Annotated in this window: 13 protein-coding genes; all 13 read left to right on the top strand. The window is 42.4% G+C overall.

Annotation, left to right across the window (positions count from 1 at the left end):
* Positions 1 to 65 precede the first annotated feature (65 nt).
* The 13 genes from ROSEINA2194_RS03040 (at position 66) to ROSEINA2194_RS03105 (ending at position 16,731) form a co-directional block, all read left to right on the top strand.
* Entirely contained in the window at positions 66 to 1,745 is a 1,680-nt protein-coding gene (locus ROSEINA2194_RS03040; RefSeq protein WP_007883238.1) for a M3 family oligoendopeptidase, read from the top strand.
* A gap of 640 nt (positions 1,746 to 2,385) precedes the next feature.
* Positions 2,386 to 4,572 (top strand): ABC transporter substrate-binding protein, encoded by a 2,187-nt coding sequence (locus tag ROSEINA2194_RS03050; protein WP_007883242.1) that lies wholly within the window; start codon positions 2,386 to 2,388, stop codon positions 4,570 to 4,572.
* Between the two features lie 76 nt (positions 4,573 to 4,648).
* Positions 4,649 to 5,017 carry a hypothetical protein gene (locus ROSEINA2194_RS21675; protein WP_007883244.1) on the top strand — a complete coding sequence of 123 codons (369 nt, stop codon included), beginning with the start codon at positions 4,649 to 4,651 and terminating at the stop codon, positions 5,015 to 5,017.
* Positions 5,018 to 5,034: 17 nt separating this feature from the next.
* Complete coding sequence (locus ROSEINA2194_RS03060) at positions 5,035 to 6,219, top strand: ABC transporter permease (protein ID WP_007883245.1); 1,185 nt, start codon at positions 5,035 to 5,037, stop codon at positions 6,217 to 6,219.
* 6 nt (positions 6,220 to 6,225) lie between these two features.
* Positions 6,226 to 7,194 (top strand): ABC transporter permease, encoded by a 969-nt coding sequence (locus ROSEINA2194_RS03065; RefSeq protein WP_007883249.1) that lies wholly within the window; start codon positions 6,226 to 6,228, stop codon positions 7,192 to 7,194.
* Between the two features lie 11 nt (positions 7,195 to 7,205).
* On the top strand, positions 7,206 to 8,954 hold the full coding sequence (locus tag ROSEINA2194_RS03070; protein ID WP_007883256.1) for an oligopeptide/dipeptide ABC transporter ATP-binding protein: 1,749 nt from the start codon (positions 7,206 to 7,208) through the stop codon (positions 8,952 to 8,954).
* 12 nt (positions 8,955 to 8,966) lie between these two features.
* On the top strand, positions 8,967 to 10,271 hold the full coding sequence (locus ROSEINA2194_RS03075; protein WP_007883257.1) for an ATP-binding cassette domain-containing protein: 1,305 nt from the start codon (positions 8,967 to 8,969) through the stop codon (positions 10,269 to 10,271).
* Positions 10,272 to 10,274: 3 nt separating this feature from the next.
* The gene (locus tag ROSEINA2194_RS21680; RefSeq protein ID WP_007883259.1) at positions 10,275 to 11,606 is read left to right on the top strand and encodes a hypothetical protein; all 1,332 of its coding nucleotides are present in this window, start codon (positions 10,275 to 10,277) and stop codon (positions 11,604 to 11,606) included.
* 111 nt (positions 11,607 to 11,717) lie between these two features.
* Positions 11,718 to 12,380 carry a hypothetical protein gene (locus ROSEINA2194_RS03085; protein WP_021922804.1) on the top strand — a complete coding sequence of 221 codons (663 nt, stop codon included), beginning with the start codon at positions 11,718 to 11,720 and terminating at the stop codon, positions 12,378 to 12,380.
* A gap of 228 nt (positions 12,381 to 12,608) precedes the next feature.
* A complete protein-coding gene (locus ROSEINA2194_RS03090; protein ID WP_007883262.1) occupies positions 12,609 to 13,811 on the top strand; it encodes an ABC transporter substrate-binding protein in 1,203 nt (400 codons plus the stop codon).
* Positions 13,812 to 14,003: 192 nt separating this feature from the next.
* The gene (locus ROSEINA2194_RS03095) at positions 14,004 to 14,885 is read left to right on the top strand and encodes a branched-chain amino acid ABC transporter permease (RefSeq protein WP_007883263.1); all 882 of its coding nucleotides are present in this window, start codon (positions 14,004 to 14,006) and stop codon (positions 14,883 to 14,885) included.
* Positions 14,886 to 14,894: 9 nt separating this feature from the next.
* Positions 14,895 to 15,971 carry a branched-chain amino acid ABC transporter permease gene (locus ROSEINA2194_RS03100; protein WP_044927071.1) on the top strand — a complete coding sequence of 359 codons (1,077 nt, stop codon included), beginning with the start codon at positions 14,895 to 14,897 and terminating at the stop codon, positions 15,969 to 15,971.
* A 1-nt stretch (position 15,972) separates the two neighbouring features.
* Complete coding sequence (locus ROSEINA2194_RS03105; protein WP_007883265.1) at positions 15,973 to 16,731, top strand: ABC transporter ATP-binding protein; 759 nt, start codon at positions 15,973 to 15,975, stop codon at positions 16,729 to 16,731.
* Positions 16,732 to 16,735 lie beyond the last annotated feature (4 nt).

A 16,735-nucleotide genomic window follows, 5' to 3' on the forward strand; every position in this document is an offset into this window, starting at 1 on the left:
ATATCATAGAATGGTTGAGAAGAAAACAGTATAGACAGGATGTATATACAGAAAGCAGGGGAACTATGAAATTTTCAGAAATGCCATACAAACGCATTGATATGGAAGAAGTAGAAAAAGAGTATAAGAGCATTATCGAGCGCACGAAGAATGCAAAAAGCGGAGAGGAGCAGTTTGAGATCCACCGGGAGTACTATAAATTTACCGCGGATGTGCAGACAAGCATGGAACTTGCAATGATCCGCCATGATATTGATACGACCGATGAATTTTATGAGAAAGAAAGCGATTTTTATGATGAGGTCGGACCGATCATCAGCCAGTATGAGAATGAATACGGAAAAGTACTTTATGATTCTCCTTACAGAGACTATCTGGAGAGTAAGATCGGAAAAGTAACATTTAAAAATATCGAGATCGCAAACAAGGCTTTTGACGAGAAGATCATTCCGTTAATGCAGGAAGAAAATGCATTGAGCAGCCGTTACAGTAAGCTGATCGCTACAGCGAAGATTCCTTTTGAGGGAGAAGTTTACAATCTGTCTCTCATGAGAAAGTTCCAGACCAGCCCGGACCGTGAGGTGAGAAGAAAAGCATGGAAAGCAGTCAGTGAGTATTTCCAGTCTGTGACGGATGAGATCGACGAGATTTATGATAAGATGGTGAAAAACAGAACCGAGCAGGCAAGACAGCTTGGCTATGAGAATTATGTGGAGCTTGGTTATTACCGTATGAACCGCAACTGTTATGACAAGGAAATGGTCGAAAATTTCCGGAAACAGGTGAAAGAATACTTTGTCCCGTTTGCCAATAAACTACATGAGCAGCGCAGACAGCGTATTGGTGTGGAGAAGCTTTCCTATATTGATACAGATGTCTATTTCACGAATGGAAATCCTGCGCCGATTGGAACACCGGAGGAGATCCTTGCGGCAGGACAGAAAATGTACAGTGAACTGTCTCCGCAGACAAAGGAATTTTTTGATTTCATGATGGAGAACGAACTTTTTGACGTGCTCGGAAGAAAAACAAAGCGTCAGGGCGGCTATATGACCTATATTCCAAATTTCAAGTCTCCGTTTATTTTTGCAAACTTCAACGGAACAAGCGGAGATGTGGACGTCATCACCCATGAATGTGGCCATGCATTCCAGGGATATCTGTTAAGAGACGAAGAGATCCGTGAGTTCGCCGATATCACAATGGAGACAGCGGAAATCCACTCCATGTCGATGGAGTACTTCACCTATAACTGGATGGAATTATTTTTTGGCGACCGGAAAGACGATTACCTGAAAATGCATCTGGAAGATTCCGCTGCGTTTGTCCCATACGGCTGCATGGTGGACGAGTTCCAGCACATTGTGTACGAAAAACCGGAGATGACACCGGCAGAACGCAAGGCAGTCTGGGCAGGATTGGAAAAAGTTTACCGCCCGCACATGGATTACGAAGAAGACCCTTTCTTTGGACAGGGCGGCTTCTGGCAGAAACAGCCGCACATTTTTGGCAGCCCGTTCTATTATATTGATTACTGTCTTGCAAGCGTGTGTGCGATGCAGTTCAAGGTCATGATGGATGAAGACTTTGAGAAAGCATGGAAGAATTACTATAAACTCTGTAATCTTTCCGCACGTGATTTCTTTACTAATGTGATCGTGGAAGCAGGGTTAAATAGTCCTTTTGAAGATGGATGTATGGAAAAGCTGGTTGACAAATTCGAAAAAAAGGCGTTTAATAGATAACAGATTTTGACAGGCGGATGTCTGTAAAAGTTAGTCGGGAAAATGAATAGAGACAAAGAGCAGGGAAAGGCCCCTAATATGGGGCATCCCTGCTCTTTTTTTACTATGTCAACGAGAAAAATGTTTCTTGGTAAACAAATTTCTGTTGACAAATGTCGACTGCCTTGTATAATACATATTAAGGCAATACTCTGATATCGAGATAATACAGTACATAAGTAAAGCGATAAAAGCTTAAAGAGATATGAAGAGACAGAGGCATTGCAATAAGCTGTAATTAAGCTGTAATAAAGAAACGATGGGAGAGAAAACAGCGGGAAAATATATGATAAAACGTGTGTATAAGGAAGAAAGTGACAAAAGAAAAACTATTGACAAAATCGCAGATGCATGTATAATAGAAGAAGTGTTGTACGCGGGAAAAAGACACTTGTATCTAGTGAGTGCAATAGACGGAAAAGTCTGTTGGCACTTTTTTTTGGTTGTAAAAAAATAATTTAGCACGATAACGTGGCGCAATGATAACACATTGAAATTGAAAGCCCGGATCAGAATACGTTTTTTACCGCAGAGAAACAGGAAAAATTATGATATAAGCGCATAAGCGTTTATATAGATTATTTCTACAGGAGGAAATATTATGAAGAAAAAAGTAGTAAGCCTTATGCTTGTACTTGCTATGACAGTCAGCATGACTGCATGTGGCAATAAGAACAATGCCGCAGATGATGCAAATGCTGTCGAAGACACAGAAGCCGGTACAGAATCAGGCAGCAGCGAAGAAGCAGTAGCTCCGGCTAATTATGAAGAAGTATCTGCAGAGCTGTATGACAAAGAACTCGGTGATTTTTGGGCAGCTTACCAGAAAGCTGATGAAGCTGAAACCGTTTCTGAGAAATTTGCACTTGAAGCAATCGCAGAAGCAAAGTTAATGGAATCAGGCGTTATGCTTCCATTACAGTCAAAGGGTGGTAACTATTCCATCTCACGTGTAGCTCCTTACACATTTGACTATACACTGTGGGGCAACGATATGGACAGATACCATAATGCAGTTGTCACAACAGAGCTGATCAAAGCTTCCGATGTCAGCACAATGAGAGCAAAATGGGCTGAGTTAAAAGGAACAGGTGAGTATGAAGCATGGGCAAAATCTTACTTAGAGGAGCAGGGTTACACGCTCAAAGATACTTATAATTATCAGTTATATACACAGGATCCTACCACATGGGATATTCTTGCAACTTCTCAGTCTGTAGATGCTGAAGCAATCGTGAACACATACGATGGATTAATGGAGTATGATGGAGAGGGAACTTTACAGCCTGCATTAGCAGAGAGCTATGAAGTATCTGATGACGGATTAACTTACACATTCCATCTTCGCAAAGGTGCTACATGGGTTGATTCCCAGGGCAGAAAAGTTGCTGATGTGACAGCAGATGACTTTGTTGCCGGAATGCAGCATATGATGGATGCCCAGGGTGGTCTTGAGTACCTGATCGAAGGTATCATCACAAATGCATCCCAGTACATCTCCGGTGAAGTAACAGACTTCTCACAGGTCGGTGTAAAAGCGGTTGATGATTACACATTAGAGTATGATCTGGAAGCTCCTTGCACATACTTCACAACAATGCTCGGTTACAACGTATTTGCTCCAATGAACAGATCCTTCTATGAATCCATGGGTGGTAAGTTTGGTGTTGAGTATGATCCGGATGCAGCAGATTACACATATGGTAAGGATTCTGATTCTATCGCATATTGCGGACCATATGTTGTTAAGAACTTTACATCCAAGAACACAATCGTATTCCAGGCTAACGAGTCCTACTGGAATGCAGATCACATCAATATCCATACACTGACATGGGTATACAATGATGGTTCTGATGCGACAAAAGCATATAACGATGCAATCGCAGGTGTTGTAGATGGAACAGGTCTTAACACAGCTTCTGTTGCAGCAGCAAAAGCGGATGGAAACTTTGATGATTATGCATATGTAGCACTTACAGATGCAACAACATACAGCGGATTCTTTAATATCAACCGTAATCAGTTTGCAAACGCAAACGATACAACAAAAGCAGTTTCCTCACAGACAGAGGAAGATGCTGCAAGAACAAAACAGGCTATGCAGAACGTCCACTTCCGTAGAGCACTTGCCATGGGCTTGGATCGTGGTGCTTATCTTGCACAGCAGGTTGGTGATGATCTGAAATATGCTTCTATGAGAAACTCTTACACACCGGGTAACTTTGTTACTTTGGAAGAAGAAGTAACAGTTGATATCAACGGAACAGAAAAAACATATCCGGCTGGAACATACTATGGACAGATCGTACAGGATCAGATCGATGCTGACGGCGTGAAGATCACAGTATGGGATCCAACAGCTAACGAGGGTGCCGGTTCTTCCGACGGATATGACGGATGGTACAATGCAGATAACTCCTGGGAAGAAATGAGTCAGGCAGTAGAAGAGTTAGCAGCAGATGGTCTTACGATCGATGCTGACAACCCAATCCAGATGGATGTTGTATATGCTTCTTCCAGTGAAGTATTTACAAACAGAGCAAACTCTCTGAAACAGTCTATCGAAGCTTCTACACAGGGACTTGTCCAGGTAAACTTAATTGCAGCAGCAGATAACACAGACTGGTACTACAGCGGATATTACATGAACTATGGTTACGAAATGAACTATGACTTCTGTGACTTATCCGGATGGGGTCCTGACTATGGTGATCCTGCATCTTATCTGGATACATTCCAGCCAGAATATGCCGGATACATGATCAAATCTATCGGTATTTATTAATCGTATCTACGAAATAACAACACTGCATCGGAGCGGGGATTCCCCGCTCCCCTGCACTATTGATGAGTGAACAATTATGACAAAATATTTATTAAAACGTATATTACATGGACTGGTGTCTATCGTGATCGTTGTGGCGCTGGTCATGATCATGATCTACACAATGTTAGACCGAAACCTTGTTTTTGCAGGGGATACAAAATATTCACATACAAGTAATAATGCAAGAGTTGCCTATAAATACTCTAAATGGGAAGATTATGGTTATCTGGATTATGTCACCTACTCTGACTGGCTGAATGAACTTGTAAGCAGTGGAGAATTAACAGAGGAAGAGCGATCTGCAGTGGTTGGTTTCGGAAGAACCAAGGCACAGGATTCTGAGCAGGTCAGTGAATATGTCAAAAATTCACAAAGTATTATAAGTCTCAGGGATACACGGTAGTCCGCAAAGACGCCGTCATGATGAACAAGAAGAAGTATGCCGACGGTGGCCAGCAGCAGCTTTTTGCGTATAAAGATGTCCCATTGGCATCCCGTATGGGAAAATATTTTGCAAATTTAATAACAATTGATGATATTAATAATGTAGAAGACATCGTAGGTGAGAGAGGTCTCACCTTTACGTTACATGATCCTGTCTATGGTGGGGAAAAATTCTCACCGGCGATCATTGGCAATGGTACAACACACAAGTATTTACTGTATTTTGATTCCAAGTTTCCGTTTGTTCATCAGAATATTGTGACGATCAATCTTGGAACATCCTACACGGTAAATCAGGGAGTGGATGTATTCAGTACGATGACAAGCCATCAGGGATCTTATATAAAATCAACTGTCACCTATCCAACCGGTCTTGTGGAGGAGAGTGCGGACAATCTGCACACTGCAACCTATATGCAGGGTTCCAGAGAATCCAGCTTATTGTATGCAGACCGTTATGAAGATGACTACACCAATGTTGCAACATACAAAACAGGAAAATCCAAAGTGGGTTATTCCTTTGTGATCGGACTGATCGCAGTTATCATGTCTTATCTGATCGGTGTGCCGCTGGGTATCCTTATGGCGAGAAAGAAAGACAAACTGGTCGATAAGATTGGTACGCTTTATATTGTATTTATTATCGCAGTACCATCACTTGCGTATATTTTCCTGTTCAAGGCGATCGGTGGAAGCTTTGGTCTGCCGACAACCTTTGATATGGAATCGCCGAGCAGGCTGATGTATATATTGCCGATCGTATCGTTAGCACTTCCATCCATAGCAAATCTGATGAAGTGGATAAGACGTTATATGATCGACCAGATGAATTCGGACTATGTCAAATTCGCAAGATCCGGTGGTCTGACAGAGGGTGAGATTTTCACCAGACATATTTTGAAGAACGCAGCGATCCCGATCATTCAGGGAATCCCTGCGGCAGTGCTTGGAGCATTGACAGGAGCGATCATCACAGAGCGTGTGTATGTCGTTCCAGGTATTGGTAACTTATTAACAGAGGCTATCAACAAATATGATAATGGTGTTATTGTCGGTGGAACACTGTTCTATGCGATTTTAACAGTCACATCCCTTATTTTAGGTGATGTCCTAATGGCAATGGTTGATCCTAGAATTTCATTCTCAACAAAGGACAGGTAATTAGAAATGAGTCAGGATTTAGAAAAGTTCGGTATGCCGGAGGAAGAATTATTCGCTCCGGTAGACCACAGTGATCTGGAATCAGAAAAGATTACAGCGCCAAGATATTCTTACTGGCATTCTGTATTCCGTGTATTTTTTAAGAAAAAGATTAATATTATTATTTTGGCGATTCTGGGTGTGTTGATCGCATTCACTTACCTTTACCCATTATTTGTGGAATATGATAAGTTTGGTAACTTAATGGATGCGACAACTAAACACTTGTCACCATCTGCAGCGATCGAACGTCTGGGAATGAACATTCACTGGATCTTAGGTACCGGTGCAGCCGGACAGTCTACATTCGATGCCGTATGGTTTGGATCAAGGATTTCCATTTCCCTTGCATTTATCTGTGCAGCGATCAACCTTTCCGTTGGTGTTGTTGTCGGATCTATCTGGGGATTTTCAAAGAAAGTGGATGTTTTTATGCAGGAGGTATATAACATTCTTGCAAACATTCCATACATTTTATTGATCGCCGTTATGGTTATGTTGTTTAAAGCTGGTTTCTGGACCATGGTACTGGCGCTGACCATTACCGGATGGCTTGGAATCGCATACTTTATCCGTACACAGGTAGTGATCATCCGAGACAGAGAGTACAACCTTGCATCCAAATGTCTGGGAACGAGTACACTTAAGATCGCAATGAAGAATATTCTTCCATTTATGACATCTGTTATTGTAACACTGGCAGCAACAGAGATCCCTTCCTATATTTCTTATGAGGTGTTCTTAGCATATATCGGTATGGGTATGTCAGATATGTCACTTGGTAGATTGATTTACGAGTCAGAAAGTGCGATGCTTACCCCTGGCTGGCAGTTCGAGTTCTGGAGCCCGGTAGTCGTTGCTTCTATCATCACGATTGTTTTATATGTCGTTGGACAGAACCTTGGTGATGCATCTGATCCGAGAACACACATGTAGAGGTTAGGTAGATGGAAGATAGAAAAGTATTATTATCAGTAAAAGATTTGATCGTGAAATTCCACGTGAGGGGCAGGGTGCTTACTGCTATCCGTGGAGTGTCACTGGATATTTATGAGAATGAATCCATTGCGATCGTAGGAGAGTCCGGTTCCGGTAAATCTGTTTTTACAAAAACATTTGCAGGAATGTTAGACAGCAACGGATTCATTGATAACGGCAAGATTATTTTCAGCGATGAAGAGCTTTCCGATACTGTCGTAAAATTAAATGACAATGCAAAGAAAGTCATCGCAGAGAATAAGAAAAAATTAGACGAGTATTCCAGACTGGAGTTTGGTGCAGACACTTATAAAGCGATTCTTGAGTTAGAGTCTGAGAAGAGAAGAAGAGCAGATTTGAGCAAAGAAGAAGCAGAAGCGTATGAAAAAGAACTCCTTGAGTTAAAACATGAGAGAACGAATACCTTCAACTTGAAACAGACTTACGATCCATCCAAAGAAAAGGATAAGATCAAAGAGGCTGGAAAGAAAATCTCCGAATTGGATACAAAAATCAAGGCATTCGAGAAAGAGCATGAGCAGAAGGTAAAAGAGCGTGCAAACAGTCTGGCACATGATACTGCATACAATCAGGAATTTGATAGGAAGATGGCAGAGCTTAAGGCAAAACATGCGAAGGAAGTCAGCGAAGCGATCTCAGCAGAGACAGAAGCGAGAAATGAGATCCTTGCAAAAGAGGTATATCTTTCTGTCGGACGTTTTGGTTTCCGCAAGCGTATGAAGCAGAACAATGCGCTGCTGGATGCATTAAAAGAGGCAATGAAGCTTGGCGTGGATCTGAGTGATGAAGAGCAGAGAAATGCTGTTTTTGATAAAGTTACATTCCGCGTAAAATATCTGGATGAGAACAGTGAGAGATTACATGGAATCTGTATCTTAAACCTTGCAAATATCAGGGATGGAAGAGACTGGAGCCAGATACGTGGTACAAAGATCGCTACGGTATTCCAGGATCCTATGACATCCTTAAACCCAATTATCACGATTGGAAAACAGATCACATCTGTCATCATGAAACATCAGGATTGTACCGAGAACGAGGCAAGGCTTCGTGCGCTTGATCTGATGGACAAGGTTGGTATCCCGAACCCGGAGGCACGTTTTGATGATTATCCGTTCCAGTATTCCGGTGGTATGAGACAGCGTATTGTTATCGCGATCGCCCTGTCCTGCCAGCCAAAGATCTTAATCTGTGATGAGCCTACCACAGCGCTTGATGTTACCATTCAGGCACAGATCTTAAAACTGTTAAAGGATTTACAGAAAGAGTTCAATTATACAATTGTATTCATCACACATGATTTAGGTGTGGTTGCCAATATCGCAGACCGTGTTGCAGTTTTATATGCAGGACAGATCGTAGAGGTTGGTACAGTAGAAGAGGTATTCTATGACCCGCGTCATCCATATACATGGGCATTACTTTCTTCCCTGCCACAGCTGGCTGAGAGAAATACAACTCTTTACTCGATCACAGGTACACCACCTTCGCTCTACAACAGTATCGTCGGCGATGCATTTGCACCGCGTAACCCATACTGTATGAAGATCGATACCTTAGAGGAACCACCAATGTTCAAAGTAACAGATACGCATTACGCCAAAACATGGCTGTTACACCCGGATGCTCCAAAGGTTGAAAAACCGGAAGGAATCCAGAACATTCATGAGAAACTTGTTAAAGCATTCAATATATAGGAGATTTAGATCGTGTCTAAACTAAATCGAAACACAGAAAACCAGGAGCATGCTTCTCATTTACCAGAGCATGGTCCGATTGATGAAAATGGTAAAGAAGTATTATTATCTTTAAAAAATGTAGATATTACTTTCGGCAAGGGCGATAACGCTGTCCGCGCTGTAAAAAATGCGACATTTGATATTCACAAGGGAGAGACTTTCTCCTTAGTAGGAGAGTCCGGTTCCGGTAAGACAACCATCGGCCGTGCAGTCATCCGTGTCAACCCATTGGCAAACGGAGAGATTTTGTACAAAGGTGTGCGTATTTCCGGGAAAATCCCAAAATCCCTGGATCGTGAAGTCATCCGTAACATCCAGATGGTATTCCAGGATCCGGCAGCTTCCCTGAATGAGCGTGCAACTGTCGACTACATCGTATCCGAAGGTCTGTATAACTTCCATTTATATGAGAATGAGGCAGACCGTGTGCGTAAAGTTGAGGAAATGATCAACGAAGTAGGTCTTCTGCCGGAACATCTGACAAGATACCCACATGAGTTCTCAGGTGGACAGCGTCAGCGTATCGGTTTAGCCCGTGCCATGGTAATGGAACCGGAACTTGTTGTTGCTGATGAGCCAATCTCTGCACTTGACGTATCTATTCGTGCACAGGTATTGAACTTACTGAAAAAGTTCCAGAGAGAAAAAGACTTAACATATTTATTTATCGCACATGACCTTTCCATCGTGAGATTTATCTCTGACCGTATCGCCGTTATTTATAAGGGTGATATTGTGGAGATCGCAGATGCAGAAGAGTTGTTCAACTTCCCACTGCATCCGTATACACATTCTCTGATCTCTGCGATCCCGATCCCGGATCCACAGTTAGAGAAAAATAAAGTGCTGTTTACTTATGATCCATCCATTCATGATTACAGTACAGACAAACCGGAGTTAGTCTGTATCGGTCATGACCACTGGGTATTTGGTAATAAGAAAGAGATTGAAGAATACAAAGCTACGCGTGAGAAGAATGTGCCTTTAAAAACAATTACGATTTTAGACAAAGATGCACCAAGACCAGAAGAACATCATGACAATATTGCACATGATGAGATCCAGCTTCCACCACTTCATGATACAGGAAGCGCATGGTACGCACTGCTTTCGTTCTTACTTCCGGTCATCGGTATTATCGCAGCGATGATCTTTAAGAAACACAGACATTATCGTAACTACAAGATGTGCAAAAAGGGTGCCATTGCAGGATTTATTGTACTTGCAGTCATTCTTGCATTGTTCCTGTTAGCACTTGCAGCAGTGTTTATTTAAGATATGGGAAGAACCGTCAGAGGTGGCAACAGAAACCATACTCCGAATGTGAGACCGGTTCAGAAGGTGGAGCTTTCGGAGAAAAATACAAGACAGAGATTTATCGCAGTGATCGTATTGCTGGTCATTGCTTCAGGCGCATTTATGTATGCACTGAATGGATTGATGTCAAATGACAGCGGATGGACAAACATTGAAGTGGGTTCATCCGCTGAAATTCATTGTGGCGATGATTATATCTTCCGCTATTATGTTGGAGCAGCGGGCGTAAATGCCACCGCAGAAAAAAAAGCGCTGACGCTGCTCTACACAGATTCCATTGTAAAAGCCTATAAAATGTTCAGTATGGATGAATCGTTTGAAGGAATCACAAACGTGTATGATCTCAACCGGCACCCGAATGAGACAATGGTTGTGGATGATGCATTATACCATGCTTTTGAGCTGATCGCAGAGACCGGAAACCGGGCAATTTATCTTGCGCCTGTGTATACAGAATATGACAATCTGTTTTTCTGTAATGATGACTCTGAGACAGTTAACTATGATGCTTACCAGAATGGGGAAGTGGCAGCTTATTTTTCAGAGGTGGCTGCTTACAGCAATGATCCGTCTGACGTGAACGTCGAATTGCTCGGCGGCAATCAGGTAAAATTGTCTGTATCCGACGATTACCTTGCTTTTGCAGAGAAGAATTTTATTTCGGATTTCATTGATTTTTCGTGGATGAAAAACGCTTTCATTACTGATTATGTGGCGGATGTCATGATCGATAACGGCTATACGTTAGGTTCACTGACAAGCTATGATGGATTCACAAGAAATCTGGATCAGACTTCTGCGATTACAAAATTAAATGCCGGTCCGGATACATCCGGGACAGCAGAGGAAAATGCGGATTATTCTTTCAATCTATATGACAGGCAGGGGAATATCATTTATCCTGCCGGTGTCATGCATTATGACGGGGCGGAAAGTATTGTCAGTCTGCACAATTATCCGATGTCGGACAAGGAAAAATATCATTATTATGAATTTAAGAGCGGTGATATCAGGACCCGTTATGCAGATACCGCAGACGGACTGTGTAAGTCCGCAGTCAATAATATGGCAGCTTATGCGGACGACATCAGCTGTGCAGAACTCATTTTGAAGGTAAGCCCGGTTTACATCGCTGATACGATGGATACAGAGGCGGTAAAAAATCTCGCAGAAAACGGTATCCAGACGATTTTTGGAGAGAACAGTGTGCTCTATTACACGGATCCAGATTTAGAACTCACAGATTTATATGACAAAGACGGCGTGCATTATACATCAGAGTTATTAGAGTAAGCAGACAGGCAGTTGCGGAAAGCCGCAATTGCCTGTTTTGCTGTCTTGGATTATACTAAGCAGAGAATATTAGTTGAATGTTCGCAGGTTGTGGAAGAGGAGAAGACAGACATGATTTTCGGAGAGAAAACAGAGGAACAGAAACGTGTGGCGGAACTGACGCGCGAGGTAAAAGAACTCCGCAAAGAACTGCTGGCGAGTAAACTGGACAAAAAACAGGTGGAAGTCCAGATGAAAGAATTAAAGGACGCATTAGAACTCGGTGGAAACCTGCGTCAGGGGTATGTCGATTCGCAGGAACATATGGCAGTTGCAAGGCGCGGACTGATCAATATGATGGAGGATATGAACGAGATTCCCATTGATGATGTGAAGCGTGATCTCGACAGACTGAACGGACATTTGGATCAGATTTTCCATGAGTGCAGTATCCGGGAGGATGATCCGGATTTTAAGTCCACAGCCGACGGACTCAAAAATATGGCGGCAAATATGGATAAGATCAATCTGATCATGCTGCGGAGCGAGTTGGAAAATCTGCAGGCATTGCTGGAGGATACATCGGAATGGCGGTCGCCAAATTTTTTTGCACTCGCATATTATCTGCAGCATGAGGAAGAGAGCAAAGTCGGAGAGATGGAAAATGAGTTCCGCAACAGCTTTTTAGAGCGATATCTGGAGGAACATCTGATGGAATCGCTGGCTATGGAAGCCAATTACGCGGGATGCGGAGAGAAGCTGGAACATATGATACAGCACTATATTTATGCGTAAAAACCGTATAGTATGACACACCTGCATAAAAGCCATAACCAAAAGTTATCATAATGAGTAAATTGCATAATTTGACGTTAAAATACATCAATAATTTAGGTGATTCTGAATATTGTGCATAAAAAGAAAATTTGATAAGATTCTCTACAAGAAAAAGAAAGTTGAGAAGAAGAAATTAAATTATCTCAATAAAATTTAATTTTTGCTTCGCAAACAAGGAGGATTATTATGAAGAAAGCAGTGAGTATGTTTTTAGCAGCTGCATTGGCAGTTGGCACATTCGCAGGATGTGGATCATCCGCAGATACAGGAAGCACAGGAAGCGCAGCATCAACGGAGAGCGGTTCCACAGACAGCGCAGCAGATGGAAGCGTATTTAAGATCGGTGGTATCGGACCTACAACAGGTGCAGCAGCAATTTATGGTTCCGCAGTTATGAATGCCGCACAGATCGCAGTAGATGAGATCAATGAAGCAGGCGGTATCAATGGATATCAGGTAGAATTCAAAGCAGAAGATGACCAGAGCGATGCAGAGAAATCTGTCAATGCTTATAACTCTTTAAAAGACTGGGGTATGCAGGTTCTGATGGGAACTGTTACAACAACTCCATGTATTGCAGTTGCAGATAAGACAGCAGAAGATGGTATGTTTGAGATCACACCATCCGCTTCTTCCACAGATGTCATTGAAAACGACAATGTATTCCAGGCATGCTTTACAGACCCGAATCTGGGAACAGCTTCCGCACAGTACATTGGTGAGAACAAACTTGCAACAAAAGTAGCAGTTATCTATGACAGCTCTGATGTATATTCATCCGGTATTGAAGCTACATTCGTAAAAGAAGCAGCAAATCAGGGATTTGAGGTTGTCGCAGAGGAAGCTTTCACAGCAGATTCCAAGACAGACTTCTCCACACAGTTACAGAAAGCACAGAGTGAAGGTGCTGATCTGGTATTCCTTCCAATCTACTATACAGAGGCTTCCATCATTTTAAATCAGGCAAACGGAATGGGCTATGAACCGACATTCTTCGGATGTGATGGTATGGACGGTATCCTTGATGTGAAAAACTTTGATACATCTTTAGCAGAAGGTTTAATGTTATTAACACCATTCGTTGCAGATGCAGATGATGAGAAGACACAGGCATTTGTATCCAAATACAAAGAGCTTTACGGTGATACACCAAACCAGTTCGGTGCAGATGCATATGATGCAATTTATGCGATCAAAGCTGCAATCGAGGAAGCTGGCGTAACACCGGATATGAGCGTATCTGATATCGGAACAGCTCTGACAGAGGCTATGACAAAGATTTCTGTAGATGGTCTGACAGGTGATGGCATGACATGGGAAGCTACCGGAGAAGTAAGTAAAGCTCCAAAGGCTATGGTGATCAAAGATGGTGCTTATACAGCAATGTAATCTGCGATAATGATACAACGAAAATAAGGGCGATCCAGTTTCCCCAGAGGGTGTCAACGGTGGCTTGGGCTGCCGTATGACACCTTCTTTTTAACAGAAAGATTGTATACAGGTATTTTATATGTTATAATCCTTGATGTGAAAAAGTAATGTTTTAACGTAGTAAATTAACAGAAAGACAGAGGTGTAGTTATGAATTTTTTATCCTACCTGATCAACGGTATCAGCCTCGGTAGTGTCTATGCAATTATCGCATTGGGATACACCATGGTTTATGGTATCGCAAAAATGTTAAACTTTGCACACGGTGATGTTATTATGGTAGGCTGCTATATTGTCTTTATGACAATGAGCGGACAGGGCTGGGGAGCGGTCCCGGCAGTGGTACTTTCTATTATCGTGTGTACCGTACTCGGCATTGTGATTGAAAAGATCGCATACAAACCACTCAGAAAGGCAACGCCTCTGGCAGTTCTTATCACTGCCATCGGTGTCAGCTATTTCTTAGAGAATGCAGCATTACTGATCTTTGGCGCCGATACAAGATCGTTTACAAATGTTGTAACACTTCCGGCATTGAAACTGGCAGGTGGAGCACTCACAATCTCCGGTACAACAATTGTTACATTTCTGGCGTGCGTTGTGATCATGGCTGCACTGATGCTTTTTATCAAGAAAACCAAAGCCGGTCAGGCAATGCTTGCAGTATCTGAGGATAAAGATGCAGCGCAGTTAATGGGAGTGAATGTAAATGCAACGATCTCCCTGACATTTGCAATTGGTTCCGGTCTTGCAGCGGTAGCAGGCGTACTGTTCTGTTCCGCTTATCCGACACTGACACCGTATACGGGTGCAATGCCTGGTATCAAGGCGTTCACAGCCGCTGTATTCGGAGGGATCGGTTCCATTCCGGGAGCATTGATCGGAGGGATCCTTCTTGGTGTGATCGAGATTTTAGGCCGCGCATATATCTCGTCCCAGTTATCCGATGCAATCGTGTTTGCAGTCCTGATCATTGTGCTTCTTGTGAAGCCTTCGGGAATTTTGGGCAAACAGGTTCATGAGAAAGTGTAGGTGGCAGATATGGCAAAGTTAAATTTGAAATCAATGAAAAAAAGTACAAAAGATCATATCATTACATTTGCTATGGTCATTGTGGTTTACATAATTGTACAGACTATGATCACAACCGGCAACATGTCCTCCCTGATGCAGGGACTTCTTGTTCCAATGTGTACCTATTCGATCGTGGCAATTGGTTTAAACCTCTGTGTCGGTTATCTGGGCGAGCTTAGTATCGGTCATGCCGGATTTATGTGTGTGGGAGCATTTTCCAGTGCATTCTGCACAAAACTGTTACAGGACAGCATTCAGAATGAAGTGATTCTGTTTTTGATCGCAATTGCAGTTGGAACTGTCGCAGCCGCATTTTTTGGATTCCTCATTGGTATTCCGGTGCTTCGTCTCCGTGGCGACTATCTTGCGATCGTAACGCTTGCTTTTGGTGAGATCATCAAAAATGTCATTAATGTTTTATATATTGCAAAAGATGAGAATGGATTCCATTTTGCTATCTCGGATGGAAATAAGATCGAGTTAAGCGAAGATGGTATCTGGCTGATCAATGGAGCAAAGGGAATTGCAAAGATTCCTCATTTATCCAGTTTTACAGCCGGTGTGATCATGATCCTGGTCATTTTATTTATCGTATATAACTTTGTAAATTCCAGAACCGGCCGTGCAGTGATGGCGATCCGTGACAACCGGATCGCAGCAGAATCTGTCGGTATCAATATAACAAAGTTCAAACTGATGGCATTTACCATTTCCGCAGCGATCGCAGGTGCTGGCGGTGTGCTTTATGCGCATAATCTTTCTACCGTTACAGCAACTCCGACAAACTTTGGATACAATATGTCCATCATGATCCTGGTATTTGTTGTATTAGGCGGCATGGGAAGCTTCCGTGGATCGATTATTGCAGCAGTCATTTTAACACTGCTTCCGGAGGTGCTCCGTGGACTGAAGGATTATCGAATGTTGATCTATTCCATCGTTCTGATCGTAATGATGCTTTTCAACTGGGCACCAAAATGTATTGAGATGAGACAGCGTATCGCAGCAAAATTCAAAAAGTCAGCAAAAAAGGAGGCAGCATAATATGGCATTATTAGAGGTAAAAAATCTTGGAATCTCCTTTGGTGGACTTCGTGCGGTAGACGGATTCAACATTACAATTGAAAAGGGACAGTTATATGGACTGATCGGACCAAACGGTGCAGGAAAAACGACCTGTTTTAATATGCTGACAGGTGTGTATACACCAACCGATGGAACCATCACATTGGACGGAAAAGACATTACTGGCAAAAAGACGGTGGAGATCAATAAAGAGGGAATTGCCAGAACGTTCCAGAATATCCGGCTTTTCAAAGAGCAGTCTGTTCTGGATAATGTCAAAATAGGTTTACATAATCAAATGCCTTATTCTACATTGACAGGAATCCTGCGTCTGCCAAAATACCGCAAAGTGGAAGCAGAGATGAATGAAAAGGCAATGGAACTTCTGAAAGTGTTTGATCTGGATAAAGAGGCTGATTTCCTTGCATCCAATCTTCCTTATGGTAAACAGAGAAAACTGGAGATCGCCCGTGCACTTGCGACAAATCCAAAATTATTACTGCTTGACGAACCGGCAGCAGGTATGAATCCAAATGAAACAAAAGAACTGATGGAAACGATCCATTTTGTCAGGGATGAGTTTGACATGACGGTTCTTCTGATCGAACATGATATGAAGCTTGTGTCAGGAATCTGTGAGGAACTTACAGTGTTAAACTTCGGACAGGTGTTAGCACAGGGAAAAACCAGTGATGTATTAAATGATCCACAGGTTATCAAGGCATATCTGGGTGAATAGGAGG

It is taken from the genome of Roseburia inulinivorans DSM 16841, assembly GCF_000174195.1.
GTDB classification, from domain to species: Bacteria; Bacillota; Clostridia; order Lachnospirales; family Lachnospiraceae; genus Roseburia; species Roseburia inulinivorans.

Excerpts from the sequence above, each read along its gene's own strand:
- ROSEINA2194_RS03040 (WP_007883238.1), top strand. The coding sequence starts at position 66 with ATGAAATTTTCAGAAATGCCATACAAACGCATTGATATGGAAGAAGTA.
- ROSEINA2194_RS03050 (WP_007883242.1), top strand. The coding sequence starts at position 2,386 with ATGAAGAAAAAAGTAGTAAGCCTTATGCTTGTACTTGCTATGACAGTC.
- ROSEINA2194_RS21675 (WP_007883244.1), top strand. The coding sequence starts at position 4,649 with ATGACAAAATATTTATTAAAACGTATATTACATGGACTGGTGTCTATC.
- ROSEINA2194_RS03060 (WP_007883245.1), top strand. The coding sequence starts at position 5,035 with ATGATGAACAAGAAGAAGTATGCCGACGGTGGCCAGCAGCAGCTTTTT.
- ROSEINA2194_RS03065 (WP_007883249.1), top strand. The coding sequence starts at position 6,226 with ATGAGTCAGGATTTAGAAAAGTTCGGTATGCCGGAGGAAGAATTATTC.
- ROSEINA2194_RS03070 (WP_007883256.1), top strand. The coding sequence starts at position 7,206 with ATGGAAGATAGAAAAGTATTATTATCAGTAAAAGATTTGATCGTGAAA.
- ROSEINA2194_RS21680 (WP_007883259.1), top strand. The coding sequence starts at position 10,275 with ATGGGAAGAACCGTCAGAGGTGGCAACAGAAACCATACTCCGAATGTG.
- ROSEINA2194_RS03085 (WP_021922804.1), top strand. The coding sequence starts at position 11,718 with ATGATTTTCGGAGAGAAAACAGAGGAACAGAAACGTGTGGCGGAACTG.
- ROSEINA2194_RS03090 (WP_007883262.1), top strand. The coding sequence starts at position 12,609 with ATGAAGAAAGCAGTGAGTATGTTTTTAGCAGCTGCATTGGCAGTTGGC.
- ROSEINA2194_RS03095 (WP_007883263.1), top strand. The coding sequence starts at position 14,004 with ATGAATTTTTTATCCTACCTGATCAACGGTATCAGCCTCGGTAGTGTC.
- ROSEINA2194_RS03100 (WP_044927071.1), top strand. The coding sequence starts at position 14,895 with ATGGCAAAGTTAAATTTGAAATCAATGAAAAAAAGTACAAAAGATCAT.
- ROSEINA2194_RS03105 (WP_007883265.1), top strand. The coding sequence starts at position 15,973 with ATGGCATTATTAGAGGTAAAAAATCTTGGAATCTCCTTTGGTGGACTT.